Raw genomic sequence first — 21,930 nt, forward strand, 5'->3', positions numbered from 1 at the left:
CTCCTGTGTTTTGGTTTTCATTGTCCTGTGGTTTTTAAACTTGCGCGCCGACCCCCAGAAACCGACCTAAAGTCTGGTGATCGGCCGCAAGCGTCGAGCTTTGGCAGGCATGAGCGACGCTGCCCCGGTCAAGAATGATCGCCTCGTCCGTGATGGAGAGGATCTGCTGGGCATGCTGCTCTACGATGATTGCCGCCATTCCTTCGTCGCAAACGATCTTCCTGATCGCAGCAAGAAGTTCCTCTACGATGATCGGCGCCAATCCTTCGGTTGGCTCATCAAGCAGAAGCACTTTCGGATTAAGGACCAATGCGCGGGCGATAGACAGCATCTGCTGCTCGCCTCCTGAGAGCTGATTGCCGAAATTCGAGCGCCGTTCCTCCAGCCGGGGAAAGAGCGCATACATGGAAGCAAGCGTCCATTTCCCCGGCCGCGCGACCGCCGTGATGTTCTCCTCGACGGTCAGCGAGCGGAAGATGCCGCGTTCCTGCGGCACCCAGCCGATACCCGCCTCGACGCGGCGCTCCGGTGTCATCTTCGTCACATCAAGGCCGTCGAGCGTGATCACTCCGCCATGGTGACGGGTCAGGCCCACCATGGTGTTGAGCAGTGTCGTCTTGCCGACGCCATTGCGCCCAAGCAGGGCCAGGGCCTTGCCACGTTCGAGCGCAAGATCGATGCCGTGGATGACGGTCGCCTTGCCGTATCCGGCCGAAAGCGACGTTATGCTGAGCAGTTCACCCATGCTCTGCGCCTCCAAGATAGACTTGCTTGACCCGCTGGTCTTTCGAGATTTCCTCGACGGAACCCTCCGCAAAGAGCGCACCGGCCACGAGAACCGAGATGCGTTTGGCAAAATTGAAGACGAGATCCATGTCGTGCTCGATCAACAGAATGGAGACCTCGTTGGGAAGGGCGGCAATCCGCGCCATCACCTCCTTGCGATCGGCCTCGGGAACGCCGGCTGCCGGTTCGTCGAGCAGCAGAACCTTCGGCTTGCAGGCGACGGCTAGTGCAATCTCCAAGAGTCGCTGCTTACCGTAGGGAAGAGAGGAGCATTTTTGGTCGAAAACCGTGTCGAGTCCGAAGTCTTTCAGCAGTTGTGCGACTTCCGTTTCGAGCCCGGCAAACTTCGCCGCGAATCGTAAGCAGTTCCAGCCGCGCCCTTCGCGTTCATTGATCACCAGCATCAGGCTTTCCACGACAGTGAGGCCCGCAAAAAGCTGGTTGATCTGGAAGGTGCGCACGAGCCCCCGATGAACGCGGCGTTCGCGGTTCAGCCCCGTCACGCTCTCGCCGTCAAGAAGCACATCACCACTCGAAGGGCGGATGACACCGGTTAGAAGGTTGATGAAGGTCGTCTTGCCGGCACCGTTCGGGCCGATTAGTGCATGGCGTGCGCCCTTGGCGAGACGGAAGCTGACATCGGTGGTCGCCTTCAACGCACCGAAGGTTTTGTTGAGATTTCGGGTTTCCAGTGCGACAGCCGTCATGACGCCTTGCCTTCGCTATTGAGGTTTCGGGACTGTGCGACGGTACGTTTTCTGGACGTCAGCCAGGCGGTGAGCATTTCCACGGTTTGGCGTGGACGATCGCGTCCGATGATGACAAAGGCGATCAGCAGAAGTCCGAGCCAGAACTGCCAGTATTGCGGCGTGAGCGACGATAGCGTGTCCTGGATGAGTTTGTAGACCAGGGCACCAACGATCCCGCCATACAGATAGCCGGTCCCGCCGATCACGAGCACCATCAGGCCATCGGCAGATTTCTGAAACGATAGGACATCAAGTGAGATAAACTGCTGGGTCTGGGTGAAAAGCGCGCCGGCGATGCCGGCATATGCACCGGAGAGTGTATAGACGGCAATCAGGCGCGTCTTGACGGGAACCCCAATTGCAGATGCGCGCAAGGGATTGTCGCGGATCGCTCTCAGGGAATAGCCAAACGGAGAGGCGACGATGAAGCGGGCGATGACAAACAGAACGAAAAGGACGGCGAGACTGTAGGCGTAGCCGGTATGACCATAAAAATCGAACTCGAAACGTCCAAACAAGGGTTCGATCGTGATCCCTTGAAGCCCATCAGCGCCGCCGGTCAGCCAACTCGCCTGGTTGGCGATCTCATGCAGGACCGCGGCGACGCCGAGCGTGACCATCAGCCGCGTCAGATCCGCCCCGCGCAAAAGGAGCAGGCTTGTCGGTAAAGCGACTGCCGCGCCAGCAAGTGCTGCGATCAGGAGTCCGGTCAACGGTTCGGCAGTGACATAGATCGAAAACAGTCCGCTCGCATAAGCGCCAACGCCAAACATTGCAGCCTGGCCGAGCGTGACGATACCGGCATAGCCGAGTACGAGGTCGATCGACAGTGCAAGGACAGCAAAGCCGACGATTTCGGTCAGGATCAGATGTTCATCTGGAGCGAAGAACCATGCGGCCACGGCACAAACCCAGAAGATGATCTCGAGCGGCGACCAGCGAGTTTTGCGCCGCATGCCGGCATCGATGTTAGCGGGAATGACGGGGGCTTCTGTTTTACTGTGCGGCATCAGTTCGCCCTCGCGAAAAGGCCCTGCGGGCGCACGACCAGCACCGCGACGAGGACGATATAGATGATGAAGCCGCCAAGCGACGGGACATAATATTTGCCGAGCACGTCGGCGACGCCGAGAAGGATCGAGGCGACAAGGGGGCCGGTCATGCTGGATGTGCCGCCTACGGACACAACGATCAGGAAATAGACCATGAACTTCAACGGAAAGGTCGGGTCGAGGCCCAAGATCTCAGCACCGAGCGCGCCGCCTAGGCCGGCAAGGCCGGAACCAACGGCGAAGGTCACAGCAAAGATCGTGTTGACCCGGATGCCAACTCCACGGGCGACGCGCCGGTCATCAACCGATGCCCGCAGTCGGCTGCCAAAACGCGTGCGGGCAAGAACAAGCTGAAGTGCCACAGCAAGAATGCCGCAGACGACGATCAGAAAGGCGCGATAAACACCGACGCCGACACCGAAAATCGTCAGGCGGCCGTGCAGGTATTCCGGCAGTCTGAGGATCTGCTGCTGCGATCCCATGACGTAGTCGATCCCGGCTACGGCGACAAATACAATGCCGATCGAAAACAGCACCTGGTCGAGATGGCTCTTGTCGTAAAGGCGGCAATAGAGCGTCTTTTCCAAGAGCCCGCCCACAAGTGCAGTGACGAGGAAAGCGGCTGGCAGGGACAAAAGAAAAGGCACGCCCAAGCGGTTGGTCAGGATGACCGTGACATAGCCGCCGGCCATGGCAAAGGCACCGTGGGCGAGATTGATAAAGTTCATGAGCCCGAGGGTAACGGCCAGTCCGCATGACAATACGAACAGCAGCATCCCATAGGCGAGCCCATCGAATAGAAGGGTCAGCATTTTTCCTCCCGACAGATGCCCTCCTCCTGAGAGCGGCACCAAACTCGAACTTTCTCCATGGCAATCGCGAGAGCGGCGCCAGTTCGAGGCCTAAGGCTTACGCCAATGTTGGATAATGCCTATTTCAAATTGGCGTGGTCGTCATAAAAAATAGCTATAGCTTTCTGTTTTTCGGAGCCAGTGACTATAGCAATATCTTATGGATTTGAGCGGAAATCCAAATTGGCAAATCGGTCTTCGAAGCTTGGAATCTCTGCCACGAGGAAGGAGATCATCATGTCAAAGAAAAAGACGGCGCTTGTCATCAGCGCGCATGCCGCGGATTTCGTCTGGCGCTGCGGCGGCGCAATCGCGCTCCACGCGGAAATGGGATATGACGTTACTGTCGTATGCCTTTCATTCGGCGAGCGTGGCGAGTCCGCCAAGCTCTGGAAACAGCCTGGAATGACCTTGGACAGGGTTAAATCCGCGCGTCGAACAGAAGCCGAGCAAGCAGCCAGAGCGCTCGGCGTTCATGACATCATCAGTTTCGATCTCGGGGATTACCCGCTTCGACTAACGGACGAGGACAAGTATCGTCTGGTCGATGTGATCAGGCATGTGCAGCCTTCCTTCATGCTCAGCCATTCGCAATACGATCCCTATAATACCGACCATATGTACGCGACGCAGGTTGCACTGGAAACCCGAATGATCGCCCAGGCATGGGGCCATAATCCCGGCGAAAAAGTTCTTGGTGCGCCGCAACTCTACCTCTTCGAGCCGCATCAGACCGAACAGATGGGCTGGAAACCGGATGTATTTCTCGATATCACCTCTGTCTGGGAAAAGAAGCGGGCGGCGATAGAATGCATGGAGGGCCAGGAACATCTGTGGGAATTCTACACCCGCGTCGCCCAGAACCGCGCCAATCACTTCCAACGTAATTCCGGCGGCCAGTCGGGCGGTCGGGCAGCACAATATGCAGAAGGCTTTCAGTCCGTCTTCCCGCGAACGGTCGATGAACTTTGACAGGCCGACGGGAGGAGAAAAATGGAGCAGTGCTTTGATATCGCGCATCTGGCGCATGTCGAGATGTATTCGGACAGGTTCGAGGAAAGTCTCGATTTCTTTGTGAACGTCTACGGTCTGACCGTGACCGACAGGGACGAAAACTCGGCCTATCTGCGGGCTTGGGATGACTACGAGTTTCACACGCTGAAACTGACCCGCCACACGACGACGGGTGTCGGCCATATTGCCTATCGAGCGAGTTCCCCGCAGGCGCTGGAGCGGCGGGCAAGTGCCATCGAGGCGAGTGGCTACAAGGTAATCGGCTGGGTCGACGGCGATCTTGGGCATGGCCGGGCGTTTCGCTTCGAGGACCCTTTCGGTCATGTGTTCGAGATCTATTACGACACCGTTCGCTATCGTCCGCCGCTCGAGGAAACGCCGAAGCTGAAGAATTTGGCACAGCGTTTTCACGCACGGGGATGCCATCCGCGTCGCCTCGATCATCTCAACCTTCTCGCCTCCGATGTTTCCGAATTCCGACGGTTCATGGAAACCTGCCTCGGCTCAAGGGTGACTGAGATGATTCAGTTGGACAATGGCAGGGTCGGCGGATGCTGGTTTACCGTCAACAACAAGACCTATGATCTTGCCTGCACGGAAGAGCATGGGCGCGCCGATGGCCGTCTGCATCATGTCACCTATGCGACCGACACGCGCGAGGATATCCTGCGCGCCGCCGATATATTCCTGGAAAACGGCGTGCATATCGAGACTGGCCCGCACAAACATGCAATCCAGGGCACCTTCTTTCTCTATGTCTGGGAGCCGGCCGGAAATCGCGTCGAGCTTGCCAACGCTGGTGCACGGTTGATCCTGGCGCCCGACTGGGAGCCGGTCGTTTGGACGGAGACGGATCGCAAGAAGGGCCAAGCCTGGGGCCTCAAGACCATCGAGACATTTCATACCCACGGCACGCCGCCGTCGGACAGATAAGGAAGCAATATGAAGAAGCTCTGCGTCAGCGGAAGGCCGCTGACGCTTGAAGGAGCGGTGCGCGCATCCAGCCAAACTCCTTCCGTTTCGAACGGATTCAGTCTCGGTGGTTTGGGTATGGGGACAGCACTCTCTAGCAGATCATTGCGGGTGCCAATCAAGCCATGTGCAAATTTCTTGATCACTTTCGATAGCATATCTCATGATAGTGAAGTTTCCCGGCCAAAGAACGGACGAAAGGAATTTGAAAGGGTGAACTGTGTAATCGTCGATCTTATCAAACTGAACCGCGGTTTGTGCGCGGTATCGGTTACTGCTGGTCGATGACATCGGATGTGGCTCGATATCTCAGATCGCCGCCCACAGCGGTCCCTTTATGGGAAACGCCGCGAAGTCGTGATTGATGGTGTCGAGAATGGCGGTTGCCCGCAATGCGAGCCAACTCGTCAAAACAGGAGATATAGAACCATGCTTTCGGGCGACCCTTGATGCCATTTGATCGGCGGATCGACGTTCAGCAGCGTCCGCCAGAAGCTCGGCGCGAGGGAAGCCGGCCAAACGTTGTTCAATCGATTGCGCGAACTGTTCTGGAAATTTTTCTCCATTATCTGGCTGATGATGGCCGCATCGATCGCGGATTGCTCACATTCAGCGTGCTCCTCAATGTTAGCGCCATTTCCGAGGACATAGCGCCAGCGACGGGTCTTTTCCCTTGATGTTGCGGAGCGATTGCTTTCGCGAGAGAGATTAGAACAGTGAAGGCTTGCGCACGCGCGGCCAAGGCCGCGCCTCAGCCCGTTGGTCTAACGGTCTCTGCCATTGGCCGGCGACCGCTTATCAAAGCGTCGTTGATGCAAAGAGTGTCCGCAGCGTCATCGTCATCGCGCAGGAACCGGGGCCGTCTGGCTTCACGAAGGGCAAGAGTATTATCGCCTGAGCTTGCGGATATTCCGGCCATTTTCCCGCGGCAGCGATGCAATGCAACTGCACGAAACGGCTTTGGCCTTGCCTAGCCATCACAAAGCAGGAGATCGAGCGGCATTGTGGTCGTGTTTGGGCATCGACAGCTGCTAGACGCTGTCACTCTGGAGATTCCAAGGCAGACCGTGTCCGCAAGAGTGCGGTTGATAAGAATGACAAACGGAGGCGCGCAGCGATTTCCGGAAAGCGCAGTCTCGACGTCCACCCGCGAGCGGGATTCTATGCCGAAAAGGTATATCTGAAAGCAAAGTTATGAAACTAGTGATATCGGGGGAGAGTGATATGGTTGGGATGCGATGGGAGTGAGGCATCGTCGCATTGCGAGATTTTCTAACTTACGAATTACACGAAAGCGGCAGTCGCGCGGCATCGGCACTTCGGTGTATCTGCCCGTGCCGGCTCAGGAGGTTTTATGGTATCGACACGAAACTGGAAAGTGGCACTGGCGGGCGAATGCATGGTGTGTCGCCCCTTCTCCATGCATGACGAACCCGAATTCAAGGAAGTTTGGGATGTCCTGAAGGAGGCCGACGTCACTTACGGCCATCTGGAAATGAATTTTGCCGATTACGATGAACTCAAGTACCCGGCGCGCGGTCAGGGTATCGGCAGTTTCATGATGGCGGACCCGGAGATTGCCAAGGATCTCAAGTGGGTCGGCTTTGACATCATGTCTACGGCGCACAACCATAGCTTCGATTTTGGGGCTGAAGGTCTAATCGCAACCAAGAAGCATATGAAGGCCGCTGGTATCGTCACCGCAGGCACCGGCGCGGATCTTGAGCTCGCAAGCGAGCCGGGGTACGTCGAAAAGAAAAACGGTCGCGTTGCGCTCGTTTCGACCAGCTCGGGCAACCAGCATTTCATGTGGGCAGGCATGCCGAAGGGAGCACTCAAGGGCCGCCCCGGCGTCAACCCCCAACGTTTGACCTTCGAATTCATGGTTGATGCGGAGACTGCCAGAAACCTCAAGGATTTCGGCAACAAGCTCAACGTGATGAAGAAGCCAAAGCATGGCCGCGAGGGCTCCTTCGGCATCCAGATCCCCGGCGCGCAGCAATGGGGCGATCCGGAATCCTTCTTTGTCGGCGATCGTTGCGAGATCATCAGTCGTTGCCACAAGCGCGACCTGGAGCGCAACCTGCGTTCGGTCCATGAAGCGCGATCGATGGCGGACCTAGTCATCGTGGCGCATCACTTCAGCGTCTCCGACGGCCCCCGCGGAGATACTCCGCCCGGCTTCGTCAAGGAATTCGCGCGTGCGGTCATCGATGGCGGCGCCGATGTCTATGTCGGCCACGGCTGGCACCGAACGCTCGGTATCGAAATTTACAATGGAAAGCCGATCTTCTACGGTATCGGCAATTTCTTTGCGCAGTCCGAATTCATACAGCGCGTTCCCTACGACAGCTACGATGCCTGGGGTCACGATGTGGATCGTCTGTCTATGCTGACGCCCGCTGCCCATCCGCTTCATCCGGGCCTCGATACGCCCTCCGACACCTGGTGGAGTTCTGCGATCATCAAGCTTGAGATGGAGGGCGAAAAGCTGAGGCGCATCCTTCTGCATCCGGTGGAAATGGGGCGCGACTCGTCGCCCGAGGTCAAGCAGACTCGACGCACCGGCAATGGTGATCACCACAATACCGAAGGCCGGCCAATGGCGGCAAAGGGAGAGGATGCCGTCCGTATCATCGATCGCTACCGTCGTCTCTCCGAGCCGTTTGGGACGAGGATCGAGATCAGGAATGGCGTGGGCGTCGTCGATCTCTAATCAGGACCTGCTTGCAGCGGCTTGTGCCGCTGCAAGCAGCTATAGAAGAGAACAATAACTGAGCCTTTGAAAGGCCAGGCATTCGAAAGGGAGGTGACGAATGCTTTATGTCAACGACGTCATTGTTGGTGACGGAGCTGCGTCGATCGCGGAGGGCACCACGCCTTTGCTGGACGTTCGCGACCTGACGGTCTCCTTTCCGGGGCCAATGGGTCCTTTGCAAATCGTAAGAGGTCTGAGCTACAAGATCCCGCGCGGCCAGACCCTGGGCATTGTCGGGGAAAGCGGCTGCGGCAAGACCATGACATCGCTTGCTCTACTCGGTCTGGTGGCGGGCGGGGGCAAGGTTGGCGGGACGATCGATTTCACCGGCAAGAACCTTGCCAGCTTCAGCCAGCGCCAGTGGCAGCAGGTCCGCGGACGAGAGATCGCCATGATCTTCCAGGAGCCGATGACTGCCATGAACCCTGTCATGCCGGTGGGCCGCCAGATAGCCGAGGTTCTGATAAAGCACGAGAAGCTCGGCAAGGGCGAAGCGCAAAAGCGGGCGGTGGACCTGCTTGCGCAGGTCGGCATACCGTCGCCGGCGCGCCGTGCGGAGGACTATCCGCACCAACTCTCCGGCGGCATGCGCCAGCGCGCGATGATCGCCATGGCGCTCGCCTGCCGGCCCCAGCTTCTGATCGCCGACGAACCGACGACCGCGCTCGACGTGACCATCCAGGCGCAGATTCTCGACCTCATGCTGACGCTGCAGGACGACGCACACATGTCGATCCAGTTCATCAGCCATAACCTCGCTGTCGTCTCCGAGATCGCCCATGCGATCATGGTGATGTATGCCGGCAAAGCGGTCGAATACGCGCCGGCCGACACACTGTTCGCCAATCCGCTGCATCCCTATACGCAAGGATTGATCCAGACGTTGCCGGACCCTGACAAGCGGGTCGAGCGTCTCTACGTGATACCCGGACGTGTCACCTCGGACGTCACCGCAGGATGTCGTTTCGCTAAACGCTGTCCTTATGCGGACGAAACGTGCCGGCAGATAGAACCGGACCTTCTTGAAGTTGTCCCCAACCATCACGTCGCCTGCCACAGGGTTAAGCCATGACCGAACTGCTAAAGCTCGACCATATCAACGTTGACATTCCAATTGGCGGCGGGTTCATGAAGCCTGCACTCTGGCTTCAGGCCGTAAACAACGTGTCGCTGAGTGTTGCCAAGGGCGAAACGCTGGCGCTCGTCGGAGAAAGTGGCAGCGGAAAATCGACGCTTGGCTATGTCGTGGCCGGCCTGCGCAAGCAGACCGCAGGCTCCGTAACGTTCAACAGTGAGAGGCGCGATAGCAACACGGGTGCCCCGGTGCAAGTCATTTTCCAGGATCCATTTTCTGCGCTCGATCCGCGCATGGTGGTCGGAGAGATTGTTGCCGAGCCTTTGAGGCTCAAGGGCGTGCCGTCGGACCAGCGGCAGGCGAGGGCAATCGAGGTGCTGGGGCAGGTGGGGCTGCCGCCGGACGCCGCGCGGCGTTATCCGCACCAATTTTCCGGCGGCCAGCGCCAACGTATCGCGATTGCCCGCGCGCTTATCGCCGAGCCGGAATTGATTGTCGCCGACGAGCCGCTTTCGGCTCTCGATGTCTCGATCCAAAGCCAGGTGCTCAACCTGCTAGACGACATCAAGAAGCAACACGGCATCAGCTACCTCTTCATCAGCCATGATCTCGGCGTCGTTCGCCATCTGGCGGACAGGGTCGCGGTTCTCTATCTCGGCCGATTGATGGAAGTGGCGGCGTCCGAAGACCTGTTCGTCACGCCGAGTCATCCTTATACGCAGGCCTTGCTTGCCGCCGTGCCGCGCATCGGCAGGGGGCGGCGGAAGAAAGAGCAGATCCTTATGGGTGAAATTCCGTCACCCTTGGCGCCACCTTCCGGCTGCGTCTTCCACACCCGCTGTCCGAAAGCACAGGATATCTGCAAACAGGAGCGCCCAGCGCTTCTGCCTGCACCCGGACGGGCCGCCCAGCTTTCCGCGTGCCACTTCAAGGATTGAACTGATGTTGAGATATACGATTTCGCGTCTTCTCCAGGCAGTTCTCGTCACTCTCGTGATGTCGCTACTGTTGTTCATGCTGATCGGCCTGATGCCGGGCGATCCAGTCGAGAACATGCTAGAAGGAAACCCGGCGCTGACCCCGGAGACGATGGCGCAGATGAGGGCGCTTTATGGAATGGACCAGCCTCTCTATACCCGCTACGGTCATTGGCTCTATTCCGCGTTCCAGGGTGACCTCGGCTACTCAAGTGTCTATTTCAGGCCAGTTCTGGACGTTCTATGGCCGGCGGTGATCCAGACCGCAAAGCTGCTTGTCGCGACGGAACTGATCAGCATTCCGCTCGCGATGCTGCTCGGAGCGCTTGCCGCTCGCAAGCCCGGCGGCTGGACGGACAGCATTATTAGCCTGCTTGCTTTCGCCAGTATCTCGCTTCCGGGCTTCTGGACATCGCTCATCCTGATTATCGTGTTTTCGGTAAAGCTGGGCTGGCTTCCGGCGAGCGGCACGCCTCTGATGAGCGATGCGGCAATCAGCGAGCAATTCGTCCATCTGATACTGCCGGTGACAGTCCTGACCTTTTTCCATGTCGGGCCTCTGGTGCGGTACGTCCGCGCCTCGATGATCGAGACCCTGAACTCGGACTTCGTCCGCACCGCGCGGGCCAAGGGTCTTTCGGAAATCACCGTCGTGATGCGTCATGCGCTGCGCAATGCCCTCATTCCGATGGTGACCGTGCTGGCACTGGGCTTCGGCTCGCTGTTTTCCGGCGCGCTGGTCGTCGAGACGATCTTCGGCATGCTCGGCATGGGTAAGGTCATCTACGACGCGATCAGCAATATCGACTTTAATCTGGCTCTCGTCGGCCTGCTGCTGGCGACTATCGTCACACTGTTCTCGAGCCTTCTCGCTGACCTCGCCTATGCATGGCTTGACCCGAGGATTACCCTGAAATGAGCACCGTCACCGCCGACAAAGCACCGGCAGACGCCGGATCGAATTCCGTCTGGAGCAAGCGCTGGGAGCGTTTCCGCCACAACAAGCTTGCGATGATATCGCTAGTGTTCGTCGTCATTCTGGCGCTGGCCTGCGCCATGGCCGGTCCGATCGAGTATCTGACGGGCATCGACGCCAATGCGACAAACCTCTTGCGGCGGTTCCGACCACCGTCGGCGCAGCATTGGCTCGGCACCGACGAACTCGGACGCGATGTGTTGCTGCGTTTGCTTTACGGTGGACAGGTATCCATCGCTGTCGGGCTGTTCGCCACGTTCATCACCGCGATTATCGGTATCGCGATCGGTGTCACAGCCGGCTATATTGGCGGTCAGTTCGACAACATTCTCATGCGAATGACGGACTGTATCATTGCCCTGCCGCTCATCCCGGTGCTGATCGTTCTGGGGGCAGTGGACCTGACGAAACTCGGGCTGAGCCAGACCGCGGCAACGTCGCCCACGGCAGTCTTTCTCCGGATTGTCATCATCATCGCGCTGGTGGACTGGACGACGATCGCCCGAATTGCGCGCGCTGGCACGATCAGCCTTCGGGATGTCGACTATGTCCGTGCGGCGACCGTCAGCGGTGCCAGCGGCCGCTACAATGTCTTCATCCATGTGTTGCCGAACATCGCCACACCGCTCATCGTCGCCATGACGCTATCGGTCGGGCGCATCATCCTGTTCGAGTCGACGCTCAGCTTCCTCGGCTTCGGCATCGTTCCGCCGACACCTACCTGGGGCAACATGCTGACCAACGCGCAGCAACTGATTATCTCGGCGCCCATGCTAGCCGTTTATCCGGGTCTTCTGATCTTCGCCACGGTGATGGCCGTGAACTTCGTCGGCGACGGCGTTCGATCGGCGTTCGACCCTCGTTCGGAAACACGTTCCGGATCGCATTGAACCAACTCAAACAGAAGTCTCATGGAGGAGAAAATGACGTCTGTAAGATCGAAATTGAGGAGATTCGCCAAAACCGCGCTGGCCACAGTGGCCCTCACCTCGTTGACCATCGTCAGCGCGATGGCTCAGTCGAAAGACCAGCTCGTCGTCGGCCAATTGCAGTTTCTGACCAATTTCCACCCGTTGGTACAGGTCAACAATACGAAGCGACTGGTCGTGAACTATTCCCTTCGCCCTATCACCGCCTTCGACGAAAATGTCGTCAACCAGTGCGTTCTCTGCGAAAGGCTGCCGACCGTCGAAAACGGTCTCGCAAAGATCGTGGACCTGCCTGGTGGCAAAAGAGGAATGAAGGTAACGCTGAAGCTGAAGGAGGGTCTTGCTTGGGGGGACGGCAAGCCAGTGACTTCGAAGGACATCGAATTTACCTGGAAGATGGCCCGCGATCCGAAGATCGGCTTTTCCAACTATAATTCCTGGACGCGTGCATCCGACCTCGAAATATTGGATCCGCAGACCGTCATTCTGACGATCCCGCAAATCTTGTCCAGCTACAATTCTTGGGACCAGGTAATTCCGGAGCATCTGGAAGGGCCAGTCTACGCCGCCAATCCAACGCTGGACACCTATGTCAAGCAATCGCTCTACAATACCCAGCCTACAAATCCTGGCCTGTGGAACGGCTCGTATTTGCTCAGCGACTACCAGATCGGTACCCGCATTGTCTTCACTCCCAATCCGAATTGGCCGGGAACCAAACCACACCTGAAGAGGATCATCCTGAGCTATCGCGATAATTCATCCTCATTGCTGCAAAATCTGCTCGCCGGTTCGGTTGAAGCTGTGCCGGTCAGTCCGGGTGGAATCAGCTTCTCGCAGATGCTGGACTTGAAGAACCAGCAGCCGGACAAGTTTACCTATCACCTCGATTACGGCACCAACGTCGAGCGCATCGCGATGAACTTCGACAACCCGATCCTGAAGGACAAATCGGTGCGTCAGGCGATCCTCTACGCGATCGACCGGCAGGCGATCAGCGACGAGCTTTTTGGCGGTCTCCAGCCGGTTGCCAACGGCATTCTCAGCAACGAGAACGCTTATTACAACAAGGATATGACCCTTTACGCCTATGACGCAGACGAGGCGAAGAAACTCTTGGAAAGCGCAGGATGGAAGCCGGGGAGGGACGGGATCTGCGTGAACGACAAGGGGGATCGTCTTTCTCTCGAACTCGTTTCCACGGCCGGCAACCAAACGCGCGAGCAGATTGCCCAGGTGATCCAGAGCCAACTCAAGGAGGTATGCGTCGAGATTACCAACCACTTCGTGCCGCTGCAGGAATTCAACGGCGAAATGGCCCGCAAGCGTAAGTTCAAGGCGCTGATGATGTCGTCGATAGACTTTTCTCCCTCGGTTTCTCCACGCATTGCGCTGGGTTCGGACGCCATTCCGAAACCTGAGAACAACGGCGTTGGCAACAATTTTTCCGGTTATGCCAGCCCGGCGATGGACAAGGCCATTTCCGACCTCGAAAAGGCGCTCGATCCCCAGATGGCGAAGGAAAAATGGGCAGAGGTCCAGAAGATTTTTGCCGAAGACCTGCCGATGCTGCCGCTCTATTTTTATCCGCGGGCCTACGTGACAGTGACCGACCTCACCAACTTCCGGCAAGGAACGCTGGACCCGCTGCAGATCTGGTCGGAGGAATGGCAGCGCAAATAGGCCGGAAACTCGGTCAAGTCTTTGGAACAGCATCGCGCGGGGATTTATGAACATGAACATCGCCATTCTCGATGACTATCTGGGAATTTCTCAAGTGGTCGCTGACTGGAGAGACTTGAAGTCCCGCGCCAATGTCGTCGTCTTTGACAAACCGTTGCCCTTGATGGACGAAGCGGCAAGAGAACTTGCCGACTTCGACATCATCTGCACGCTGCGGGAGCGGATGCCGATCCCAGAAGAGCTGATTGCCCGTTTGCCGCGGCTTAAATACGTCGTCGTAACCGGCAAACGTTATGATACTGTGGATGTCGCAGCGGCGGCCCGTCGCGGTATTCTGGTCTCCAATACGCCGGTAAGCGGCGGCGGTGCCGGCGGGGTCGCCGAACTCGTCTGGGGCCTCATCCTCGCTTCAACCCGGAATATCGCTTCCGAAGATCGTATGATGCGCAGCGGCGGCTGGCAGCATCAGGCCGGCACCACCATCGGCGGCAAGACGTTGGGCATTCTGGGGCTCGGTGGACTCGGTAGGCGGGTGGCTGAAATCGGCCGTGTCTTCAACATGGAGATTCAGGCGTGGAGCCAAAATATGACCGCCGAACAGGCGGAAGCCGCCCATGCTCGCCTTGTGTCGAAAGAAGAGCTGTTCGCCAGCAGCGATATCATCACCGTCCATCTGGCGCTCAGCGAACGGACGCGCGGCATCGTCGGCGCTCCCGAACTGCGGGCGATGAAGAAGACCGCCTACCTTATCAACACCGCCCGCGGGGCGATCGTCGACGAGACCGCGCTGATCGACGCCCTGCGCTCAGGTTCGATCGCCGGTGCCGGTCTCGATGTCTACGAGAAGGAGCCGCTTCCGGTCGACCATCCCTTCCGCAGTCTGCCGAACGTGGTAATCACGCCGCATCTTGGCTATTTCACGCACGAGATGCTTGGGACCTACTATGGCGATGCGATCCGTCTGATCGGCGCCTTCCTGGATGGGCGCCCGCGGCGCGTGGTCAACTCAAGGCCGGATACCGGTACTTGAGGGTGTCGTCGCTTCTTCCGAAGATAGCACGTTCGCGGCTGGTACGATTGCTGACCAAGGGGCAGTTCGCGGCTTATACCGCGGGTAACTGCCTCTCACTGCTCGGTACGTGGATGCAACGGATAGCCTGCAGTCTCGTCGTCTGGGATATGACGCATTCGCCGTTCTGGCTGGGGGTTCTGGCGGCTGCCGACCTGTTGCCGACCGTGTTCGTCGGACCGATCGGTGGCGCTGTGGCCGACCGATGGGATGTACTGAAGCTGAATAAACTGTCGCAGCTTGCGATTGCCCTCACCGCGGCGTTGCTGACGTTATTCATGTATTTGGATCTCCTCACTCTGAGTGCGTTGATTTCGATCATTGCATTGCAGGGTTGTGTTATCGCGCTTGGTCAGTCGGCGCGTATGACGATCGTTCAGGAGCTCGTGAACCGGGACGATATCTCGACCGCAGTCGCCATCAATTCCATGAACGTCAATCTCGCCCGATTGGTTGGGCCGGCTCTCGCCGGGCTGCTGATCGTCCAGTTCGACGTGATCTGGGTATTCCTGCTGAACACGCTCGTCACCATCGTCTTCGTCGCCGTGCTTCATCACCTTGCTCCGGCCGTCGCGATATCGAAGACGAGGCCGAGCCGAAACGTGCTCGCTGAGATCCTGGACGGATTTCGTTACGTGGGGTCGAACCACAGCATTCGGGCAATGCTGCTTTTGCTTCTGGCCGGCGGTGTGTTCGTCCGCGCGATTGCAGAAATGCTTCCGGCCTTTGCCGCCCAGTTTTCTGCGGTGCCGACAACCGGCCTCGCGGTGCTGACATCGTCTATGGCATTTGGATCGATAATGGCCGGACTCACCATGAACACCTATCTCTCCACCTCAAGGCTTCCCCATCAGGTCACGCTGGGGTGGTTACTCTCGGGCTGCGCGGCCATGGTGTTTGCTCTCGGAAGCTCGATCTGCATTCTGGCCGTTTTCGCTATGTTGATGGGCTATCTGTCCTCTGTAAGTCTCATCGCCACTCAGACATTTATCCAGTTGGCTATTCCGGCAGCGCTGAGGGGGCGTGCGCTCAGCGTGCATGGCCTTATATTTCGCGCCAGCCCCTCGCTCGGAGCACTGGGACTCGGCATGGCTTCGGACATCTTTGGCCTCGCTACGGCGGCCTTCGCGAGCGCCGCCGTCGTGATCGTAATCACAGGCATTTTCCTGCCATCCGCATCCCGAATGAGCTTTCGGCCGGACGACGATTAAGCCGGCTGCGGACGAAGAAGCTTCAGACTCAGATCTCGCATAATGCGGAACGCTGCTTCGTGCAGTCTGTTTGAAAGTCTCCGAGCCGGTCGAACAAGCTGGACGGCAAGGATGAGTTCCGGCCCGACGATCTTGCGCAGCTCCAATCCTTGCTCAGCCTTCGGCCCTTTCGACGCTAGAGTGCGTATAGATGCGACAGTGAATCCATAACCATCCCTGACAAGGTCGAACATGGTGTCGAGAGGGTCCAACTCAAAGACGATATTGAGCTTCTGTCCGAGCCGTGCCAGTTCCGAATCGAGCACGACCCGTGTGCTGTTTGGACGACATGCGATCACCATCGGCACCGCCGCAAGGGATTCCAGAAGCACCGGTTTGTCGTCCTCGAAAGCGCCTTCGCGGCCGATAAGATGAAGATTCTCGTCCACAAGCTTGTGGATCTCTAACATAGGCGAGGAGGGGGCATCATACATGATCGCCATATCCAGTCGCCCGGATAGGATCCATTCCTGCAATTGATTGGACCGACCGTGGACCAGCATGACCTGCGCGTCGGAAAGCTCTTCTCTCAGTTTGCGGATCAGCGCTGTTGCGATGCCGGTGGAGATAGTAGCGGGCAAACCGATCGCTACCTTGCCGGACTTCCCGGTGCGGGAATTTTCGATGTCCTCGTAGGTGCGCTCAATTTGTCTGAGAATTCCACGAGCATTGTCGAGCAGCCGCTCACCTGCTTCCGTCAACTCAACGCCTCGTCCGTTCCGGATGAGCAAACGTTCCTTAAGCTCTGTTTCAAGGTTTTGAACCTGTCGGCTGAGTGCGGGTTGGGCCACGTGTAAAAATGCCGAGGCCCGACTAAAACTGCCCAGTTCCGCCACACGGACGAAATATCCCAGTTGCCGAATGTCCATATTTTCTCCTCGATCATCTGATATGCCAATTCGGCATGTCTGTTAGTATGGCAGATCATCTAGTGATAACCAAGATGACATTGTAGATTTGCCGAGATGCATTTTTTCTTGGAGGAGAAAACCTTGCTCTCTGCAGAAGCCACTGAGCGGCCCGATTTTAAAGTATGGCAATGCGTGCTTTGCGCCTATGTCTACGACGAGTCGGTTGGTGATCCCGATGGGGGCGTGCCGGCAGGCACCCGCTGGGAAGACGTGCCCGATGACTGGGTCTGTCCTGAATGCGGCGCCCGCAAGAGCGAATTCGATATGGTTGTCGTCGGATGAGCGCGATTAACTCGTTGAGCCTGTCATGTCTGGTGTTCTGATCCTCGGTGCTTCCCATTCGGGTGTCGCGACGGCGGCAGCCCTGCGTAGCGCAGGTTACGACAATCCAGTCGCGCTGGTAACTCAGGAAACCATACTGCCGTACCACCGTCCTCCTCTTTCAAAGGAGGCGCTCTCCAAAGAGGACTACTCTCCGACCCTGCTGAGGCCGGAGAGTTTCTATAAGTCGAACCGTATCGACCTTATACAAGGTGTTCGTATTGTCAGCCTCGATCTGGACCAGCGTTACGCGCTGTGCGAGGGCGGTGCGCGCTACCCGTACGAGCGACTGATCCTCGCCTGCGGGGCGGAACCGCGCCGCCTCTCTGCCGCGATCGATCCTGAGGGGGATGCTCGCTATCTGCGGACATACGAGGATTTCACCGAACTGAAAAGCCGCCTTGCACATGCCGCGTCGGTCGCCATCATCGGCGGCGGATTGATCGGTGTGGAAATCGCTGCCATGGCGGTGCAGAAGGGGCTGCGTACCACGGTTATCGAGGCGGGCGCGCGGCTGATGGAACGCACCGTCAGCAAGTCGATCGCGAGCTACGTGCTCGACCGCCACCAGGCCAAGGGTCTCGAGGTGCGGTTCGGGGCTGTGGTGACGGCGGTCAATCGAGACCGAGAACGCAATACGGATATCGTGACATTGAACGACGGTGAGGCAATCGAGGCTGATCTTGTCGTTGTGGCAATCGGCGCGGTGCCGCATGACGCACTGGCGCGCGAGGCAGGGCTGAAGGTTGATAACGGCATTCTCGTTTCCGAAGAAGGCCGGACATCGCACCCCGCCGTCTACGCCGTCGGCGATTGCGCCGCATGGTACGATCCCGCGCAGGGTCGCCATGTGCGAAACGAAGCCGTCAATCCCGGCCAGGATCAGGCAAAGACCGTCGCTGCGGTGATTGCCGGGACGGCGCCCCCACCGAAGCGTCTGCCGCGCTACTGGTCGCATCAGGCCGCCATCCAGATCCAGATGTCCGGCGACGTGCATGGTACCGATATGGAAGCCGTGCTGAAGGCACCCGCCAGCGGCGCGTTTTCCGTGCTCGGCTTCAAGGATGGCCACCTGATCGCGGTACAGACGATCAACGCCGCACAGCAGTTCGGCAAATTGCACGAGATGATCGGCATGGACCGCGATGCCCTGGCGGCAGCGCTAGACGTCGACTTTCCGCCGCCGCATCATCATTGACGTCACGCCGGTATCTCATCCTGAGGAGGATCATTTAAATGCAGGCCGCATCCTATACGGAAAAGGAACCGACGCGCTTTCGTCGCGGTCAGTCCTGGAAGATCAACATGTTCGGCAAGAATTCCGATATTGCCGCTCCGGACCCGCAGGCTTTCCGGCTTGACCTGAACGCCCATCAGAAGCTCGACTCGCATTTTCATATCGTCGATCAGTTCCAGGTCTTCATAGCCGGAAGCGGCACGATCGGCCGTGACGAGGTACGGCTTGTCACCGTGCATTACGCGGATCACCACACCGGCTATGGTCCGTTGATCGCCAGCGAACAGGGTCTCTCCTACCTGACCTTGCGCAGCAAGACGGATGCGGGCCTCGTCTACCTGACGACGCCGAATGTTCGCGAAAAGCTGAAGCCGACCAAACGCCGCCATCGCACGTCCGATCCGGTCGCGCTGTCGATCGAACCCGTTCTCCGCAATCGCACCGAGCTGACTGTTGACACCATCATCGAAGAACAACCCGGCGATGATGGCATGAATTGCAACGTCTTCCGCCTCGGGCCGAACATGAGTGTGCAGACGCCCGAACCGAGCGAGGGCGGTGGCCAGTACCTGATCGTGCTCAACGGCAGCCTTGTCTATCAGGGCGAGATCTACGAGCCGTTCTCTTTGATCTTCGTGCGGTTCGACGATCCGGCACCGACTATTCTGGCCGGCGAGGACGGCCTGGAACTGATGGTGACACAGTTCCCCACCGAGGACGACTGGATGAAGTCCATCTAGTCTCAAGAGGCCAATGAAGACTAGGTCGGCAGGGAGGAGGAAAACCGTGACCGAGTTCGATATCGAGACGATCCGCAACGAGATCGCGCCATCTGGCATACTGGTATGCGCCCTCAACCACGGCAATGTCGTGCTTGTCAGTCGCGGACAAACTGACGACACGCCAAGCGGAGTTTCGGTGGACGTTGCGAGGGCTCTGGCTGAAAGACTCTCGCTGCCGATCCGCTTCCGGCACTACGAAAAGGCCGGGGCGGTGTCCGGCAGCGCCGACACTGGGGAGTGGGATGTCTGTTTCCTGGCTATCGATCCCGAGCGTGCTGAGCGGATTGCCTATAGCGAGCCCTATGTCCTGATCGAAGGTGCTTTCCTGGTGCGCTGCGGGCTCGACGTATCAAGTTTGCCCGACATCGTACGGCTTCGATTGAAGATCGGCGCAGTCAAGGGCAGTGCCTACGAACTCTTTCTGTCTCGAAACGGTGGAGCCGGCGAGCTGATTCGGTTCGACAGCTTCCCGGAAGCGCGTGATGCGCTGGAGGCGGGCGAACTCGACGGTCTAGCCGGAGTCAGGCAGGCCATGCAGAAAGTTGCCGGCGATCAGCCCGGATACGAAGTGATGGCAGAACCGTTCATGGCGATTCCCCAGGCAGTGGGCGTCAGCGCGAGCAGACCTCTGGCAGCGGCGTTCGTAAAAGCGTTTGTTGATGAAAAGAAGGTGGCTGGCTTCGTGCGCACCGCGCTCGACAGGTCAGGCCACCCAGACGTTGTTGTTCCTTAAATGGAACAGTTCCGTACACTCTCGTCTGTGAAAGCCTCCCACTGAAATTTTGTGCGGAAGCGGGTCAGTAAATAGGAGAAAGAAGTTGTTAGTTCGAAAAGCTGCTCTCGTCATCAGCGCCCATGCTGCAGACTTCGTCTGGCGTTGCGGCGGCGCGATCGCCGTGCATGCTCAGAAGGGCTACGAGGTCACGGTTGTCTGCCTTTCCTTCGGTGAGCGGGGCGAGTCCGCTAAGCTCTGGAAGGAACCCGGCATGACGCTCGAAAAGGTCAAGGCGGCTCGCCGCGCGGAGTCGGAAAAGGCGGCGAAGGCGCTCGGCGTGCACAACCTCATCTCCTTCGATCTCGGTGACTACCCGCTGCGCCTGACGGACGAGGACAAATACAAGCTGGTCGATGTCATCCGCGACGTGCAGCCGGCATTCATGCTCAGCCACTCGCATTACGACCCCTATAATACCGATCACATGTATGCGACGCAGGTGGCGCTGGAAGCGCGCATGATCGCCCAGGCCTGGGGCCACAACCCCGGACAGAAGGTGCTGGGCGCGCCGCAGCTTTATCTGTTCGAGCCGCACCAGACCGAGCAGATGGGCTGGAAGCCGGACGTCTTCCTCGACATCACCGAAGTCTGGGACAAGAAGCGCGCCGCCATCGAGTGCATGGAAGGCCAGGAGCATCTTTGGGAGTTCTACACCCGCGTTGCCCAGAACCGCGCCAACCACTTCCAGCGCAATTCCGGCGGTCAATCCGGCGGCCGCGCTGCCAAGTATGCAGAGGGTTTCCAGTCCGTGTTCCCGCGGACGGTCGACGAGCTCTAGGGCTTGTCGGGAGGAGGTGGAAATGGAGCGCTCGTTCGATATTGCCCATCTGGCGCATGTGGAAATGTATACCGACAGGTTCGAAGAAAGCCTGGATTTCTTCGTGCGGGTCTACGGCCTGACGATTTCTGGCCAGGACGAAAACTCGGCCTATCTGCGCGCCTGGGATGACTATGAGTTCCACACGCTGAAACTCACTCGCCATCACTCGACAGGCGTCGGGCACATCGCCTATCGCGCGGCTTCGCAAGAGGCACTGACGCGGCGGGTGAAGGCGATCGAGGAAAGCAAGTACAAGGTGATCGGTTGGGTGGCGGGCGACCTCGGCCATGGCAAGGCGTTCCGTTTCGAAGACCCCTTCGGGCATCTCTTCGAGATTTACTGGGACACGGTGCGCTACGAGGCGCCAGCGAAGGAAAGGCCGAAGCTCAAGAACCTCGCGCAGCGGTTCCATGGGCGCGGCGCTCACCCCCGCAGGCTCGACCACCTCAATCTTCTGGCCGGGGACGTCACGGAGTTCCGTGCCTTCATGGACACCTGCCTTGGCTCGCGCGTCACCGAGATGATCCGGCTCGACAACGGGCGTCTTGGGGGCTGCTGGTTCACGAACAACAATAAGACCTACGATCTTGCCTGCACGGAAGAGCATGGTGGGGGTGAGGGGCGGCTCCACCATGTTACCTACGCCACCGATACGCGAGAGGACATTCTGCGCGCGGCCGATATCTTCCTCGAAAACGACGTGCACATTGAGACCGGCCCACACAAGCACGCCATCCAGGGCACCTTCTTCCTCTATGTCTGGGAGCCGTCCGGCAATCGCGTGGAGCTCGCTAATTCGGGAGCGCGCCTTATCCTGGCGCCGGACTGGGAGACCGTCGTCTGGACCGAGAGCGAACGGAAAAAGGGACAGGCCTGGGGGCTGAAGACAATCGAGACGTTCCACACGCATGGTACTCCGCCGGTTAAGAGAAAAGGACACTGA

Annotated in this window: 21 protein-coding genes; 16 read left to right on the forward strand and 5 right to left on the reverse strand. The window is 58.4% G+C overall.

The window, feature by feature from the left end:
- Positions 1 to 34: 34 nt before the first annotated feature.
- The 4 genes from ACQZ5N_RS16305 to ACQZ5N_RS16320 are packed head-to-tail and all read right to left on the reverse strand — an operon-like array spanning position 35 to position 3,399.
- The gene (locus ACQZ5N_RS16305) at positions 35 to 745 is read right to left on the reverse strand and encodes an ABC transporter ATP-binding protein (RefSeq protein WP_448733475.1); all 711 of its coding nucleotides are present in this window, start codon (positions 743 to 745) and stop codon (positions 35 to 37) included.
- Positions 738 to 1,493 (reverse strand): ABC transporter ATP-binding protein, encoded by a 756-nt coding sequence (locus ACQZ5N_RS16310; protein WP_448733476.1) that lies wholly within the window; start codon positions 1,491 to 1,493, stop codon positions 738 to 740. The genes ACQZ5N_RS16305 and ACQZ5N_RS16310 overlap by 8 nt, the downstream gene beginning before the upstream one ends.
- Positions 1,490 to 2,545 (reverse strand): branched-chain amino acid ABC transporter permease, encoded by a 1,056-nt coding sequence (locus ACQZ5N_RS16315; RefSeq protein WP_448733477.1) that lies wholly within the window; start codon positions 2,543 to 2,545, stop codon positions 1,490 to 1,492. The genes ACQZ5N_RS16310 and ACQZ5N_RS16315 overlap by 4 nt, the downstream gene beginning before the upstream one ends.
- Positions 2,545 to 3,399 carry a branched-chain amino acid ABC transporter permease gene (locus tag ACQZ5N_RS16320; RefSeq protein ID WP_448733478.1) on the reverse strand — a complete coding sequence of 285 codons (855 nt, stop codon included), beginning with the start codon at positions 3,397 to 3,399 and terminating at the stop codon, positions 2,545 to 2,547. The genes ACQZ5N_RS16315 and ACQZ5N_RS16320 overlap by 1 nt, the downstream gene beginning before the upstream one ends.
- A gap of 276 nt (positions 3,400 to 3,675) precedes the next feature.
- Here ACQZ5N_RS16320 and ACQZ5N_RS16325 point away from each other — a divergent pair, with 276 nt between their 5' ends.
- The 10 genes from ACQZ5N_RS16325 to ACQZ5N_RS16370 all read left to right on the forward strand — a co-directional run bounded on the left by ACQZ5N_RS16325 (position 3,676) and on the right by ACQZ5N_RS16370 (position 16,102).
- Positions 3,676 to 4,410, forward strand: a complete 735-nt coding sequence (locus ACQZ5N_RS16325; RefSeq protein WP_448733479.1) for a PIG-L deacetylase family protein — start codon at positions 3,676 to 3,678, stop codon at positions 4,408 to 4,410.
- A 21-nt stretch (positions 4,411 to 4,431) separates the two neighbouring features.
- Positions 4,432 to 5,385, forward strand: a complete 954-nt coding sequence (locus ACQZ5N_RS16330; RefSeq protein WP_448733480.1) for a VOC family protein — start codon at positions 4,432 to 4,434, stop codon at positions 5,383 to 5,385.
- 1,393 nt (positions 5,386 to 6,778) lie between these two features.
- The gene (locus ACQZ5N_RS16335) at positions 6,779 to 8,140 is read left to right on the forward strand and encodes a CapA family protein (protein ID WP_448733481.1); all 1,362 of its coding nucleotides are present in this window, start codon (positions 6,779 to 6,781) and stop codon (positions 8,138 to 8,140) included.
- Positions 8,141 to 8,240: 100 nt separating this feature from the next.
- Positions 8,241 to 9,254 (forward strand): ABC transporter ATP-binding protein, encoded by a 1,014-nt coding sequence (locus ACQZ5N_RS16340; RefSeq protein ID WP_448733482.1) that lies wholly within the window; start codon positions 8,241 to 8,243, stop codon positions 9,252 to 9,254.
- Positions 9,251 to 10,195 carry an ABC transporter ATP-binding protein gene (locus ACQZ5N_RS16345; RefSeq protein WP_448733483.1) on the forward strand — a complete coding sequence of 315 codons (945 nt, stop codon included), beginning with the start codon at positions 9,251 to 9,253 and terminating at the stop codon, positions 10,193 to 10,195. Before ACQZ5N_RS16340 ends, ACQZ5N_RS16345 begins: the two co-directional genes overlap by 4 nt.
- A 4-nt stretch (positions 10,196 to 10,199) precedes the next feature.
- On the forward strand, positions 10,200 to 11,153 hold the full coding sequence (locus ACQZ5N_RS16350; protein WP_448733484.1) for an ABC transporter permease: 954 nt from the start codon (positions 10,200 to 10,202) through the stop codon (positions 11,151 to 11,153).
- A complete protein-coding gene (locus ACQZ5N_RS16355) occupies positions 11,150 to 12,100 on the forward strand; it encodes an ABC transporter permease (RefSeq protein WP_448733485.1) in 951 nt (316 codons plus the stop codon). Before ACQZ5N_RS16350 ends, ACQZ5N_RS16355 begins: the two co-directional genes overlap by 4 nt.
- 33 nt (positions 12,101 to 12,133) lie before the next feature.
- Positions 12,134 to 13,822: a peptide ABC transporter substrate-binding protein gene (locus ACQZ5N_RS16360; protein WP_448733486.1), complete on the forward strand. Its 1,689-nt coding sequence runs from the start codon at positions 12,134 to 12,136 to the stop codon at positions 13,820 to 13,822.
- Positions 13,823 to 13,868: 46 nt separating this feature from the next.
- The gene (locus ACQZ5N_RS16365) at positions 13,869 to 14,852 is read left to right on the forward strand and encodes a D-2-hydroxyacid dehydrogenase family protein (protein ID WP_448733487.1); all 984 of its coding nucleotides are present in this window, start codon (positions 13,869 to 13,871) and stop codon (positions 14,850 to 14,852) included.
- A gap of 47 nt (positions 14,853 to 14,899) precedes the next feature.
- Complete coding sequence (locus ACQZ5N_RS16370) at positions 14,900 to 16,102, forward strand: MFS transporter (RefSeq protein ID WP_448733488.1); 1,203 nt, start codon at positions 14,900 to 14,902, stop codon at positions 16,100 to 16,102.
- On the opposite strand, the gene ACQZ5N_RS16375 is transcribed toward ACQZ5N_RS16370, so the two are convergent.
- Positions 16,099 to 17,010 carry a LysR family transcriptional regulator gene (locus ACQZ5N_RS16375; RefSeq protein ID WP_149622401.1) on the reverse strand — a complete coding sequence of 304 codons (912 nt, stop codon included), beginning with the start codon at positions 17,008 to 17,010 and terminating at the stop codon, positions 16,099 to 16,101. The genes ACQZ5N_RS16370 and ACQZ5N_RS16375 overlap by 4 nt on opposite strands.
- A 123-nt stretch (positions 17,011 to 17,133) precedes the next feature.
- Here ACQZ5N_RS16375 and ACQZ5N_RS16380 point away from each other — a divergent pair, with 123 nt between their 5' ends.
- The 6 genes from ACQZ5N_RS16380 (at position 17,134) to ACQZ5N_RS16405 (ending at position 21,930) form a co-directional block, all read left to right on the forward strand.
- Positions 17,134 to 17,334: a rubredoxin gene (locus tag ACQZ5N_RS16380; protein WP_236760055.1), complete on the forward strand. Its 201-nt coding sequence runs from the start codon at positions 17,134 to 17,136 to the stop codon at positions 17,332 to 17,334.
- Between the two features lie 25 nt (positions 17,335 to 17,359).
- Complete coding sequence (locus ACQZ5N_RS16385) at positions 17,360 to 18,571, forward strand: NAD(P)/FAD-dependent oxidoreductase (protein ID WP_448733489.1); 1,212 nt, start codon at positions 17,360 to 17,362, stop codon at positions 18,569 to 18,571.
- 38 nt (positions 18,572 to 18,609) lie between these two features.
- Positions 18,610 to 19,350 (forward strand): hypothetical protein, encoded by a 741-nt coding sequence (locus ACQZ5N_RS16390; RefSeq protein ID WP_448733490.1) that lies wholly within the window; start codon positions 18,610 to 18,612, stop codon positions 19,348 to 19,350.
- A 46-nt stretch (positions 19,351 to 19,396) separates the two neighbouring features.
- Positions 19,397 to 20,125 (forward strand): transporter substrate-binding domain-containing protein, encoded by a 729-nt coding sequence (locus ACQZ5N_RS16395; protein WP_448733491.1) that lies wholly within the window; start codon positions 19,397 to 19,399, stop codon positions 20,123 to 20,125.
- An 85-nt stretch (positions 20,126 to 20,210) separates the two neighbouring features.
- Complete coding sequence (locus tag ACQZ5N_RS16400) at positions 20,211 to 20,945, forward strand: PIG-L deacetylase family protein (RefSeq protein WP_448733492.1); 735 nt, start codon at positions 20,211 to 20,213, stop codon at positions 20,943 to 20,945.
- Between the two features lie 22 nt (positions 20,946 to 20,967).
- Positions 20,968 to 21,930 carry a VOC family protein gene (locus ACQZ5N_RS16405; RefSeq protein ID WP_448733493.1) on the forward strand — a complete coding sequence of 321 codons (963 nt, stop codon included), beginning with the start codon at positions 20,968 to 20,970 and terminating at the stop codon, positions 21,928 to 21,930.

The organism is Agrobacterium sp. 22-221-1 (genome assembly GCF_053522445.1).

Coding starts and splice junctions, on each gene's coding strand:
- ACQZ5N_RS16305 (WP_448733475.1), bottom strand. CDS start 745: ATGGGTGAACTGCTCAGCATAACGTCGCTTTCGGCCGGATACGGCAAG.
- ACQZ5N_RS16310 (WP_448733476.1), bottom strand. CDS start 1,493: ATGACGGCTGTCGCACTGGAAACCCGAAATCTCAACAAAACCTTCGGT.
- ACQZ5N_RS16315 (WP_448733477.1), bottom strand. CDS start 2,545: ATGCCGCACAGTAAAACAGAAGCCCCCGTCATTCCCGCTAACATCGAT.
- ACQZ5N_RS16320 (WP_448733478.1), bottom strand. CDS start 3,399: ATGCTGACCCTTCTATTCGATGGGCTCGCCTATGGGATGCTGCTGTTC.
- ACQZ5N_RS16325 (WP_448733479.1), top strand. CDS start 3,676: ATGTCAAAGAAAAAGACGGCGCTTGTCATCAGCGCGCATGCCGCGGAT.
- ACQZ5N_RS16330 (WP_448733480.1), top strand. CDS start 4,432: ATGGAGCAGTGCTTTGATATCGCGCATCTGGCGCATGTCGAGATGTAT.
- ACQZ5N_RS16335 (WP_448733481.1), top strand. CDS start 6,779: ATGGTATCGACACGAAACTGGAAAGTGGCACTGGCGGGCGAATGCATG.
- ACQZ5N_RS16340 (WP_448733482.1), top strand. CDS start 8,241: ATGCTTTATGTCAACGACGTCATTGTTGGTGACGGAGCTGCGTCGATC.
- ACQZ5N_RS16345 (WP_448733483.1), top strand. CDS start 9,251: ATGACCGAACTGCTAAAGCTCGACCATATCAACGTTGACATTCCAATT.
- ACQZ5N_RS16350 (WP_448733484.1), top strand. CDS start 10,200: ATGTTGAGATATACGATTTCGCGTCTTCTCCAGGCAGTTCTCGTCACT.
- ACQZ5N_RS16355 (WP_448733485.1), top strand. CDS start 11,150: ATGAGCACCGTCACCGCCGACAAAGCACCGGCAGACGCCGGATCGAAT.
- ACQZ5N_RS16360 (WP_448733486.1), top strand. CDS start 12,134: ATGACGTCTGTAAGATCGAAATTGAGGAGATTCGCCAAAACCGCGCTG.
- ACQZ5N_RS16365 (WP_448733487.1), top strand. CDS start 13,869: ATGAACATGAACATCGCCATTCTCGATGACTATCTGGGAATTTCTCAA.
- ACQZ5N_RS16375 (WP_149622401.1), bottom strand. CDS start 17,010: ATGGACATTCGGCAACTGGGATATTTCGTCCGTGTGGCGGAACTGGGC.
- ACQZ5N_RS16385 (WP_448733489.1), top strand. CDS start 17,360: ATGTCTGGTGTTCTGATCCTCGGTGCTTCCCATTCGGGTGTCGCGACG.
- ACQZ5N_RS16390 (WP_448733490.1), top strand. CDS start 18,610: ATGCAGGCCGCATCCTATACGGAAAAGGAACCGACGCGCTTTCGTCGC.
- ACQZ5N_RS16405 (WP_448733493.1), top strand. CDS start 20,968: ATGGAGCGCTCGTTCGATATTGCCCATCTGGCGCATGTGGAAATGTAT.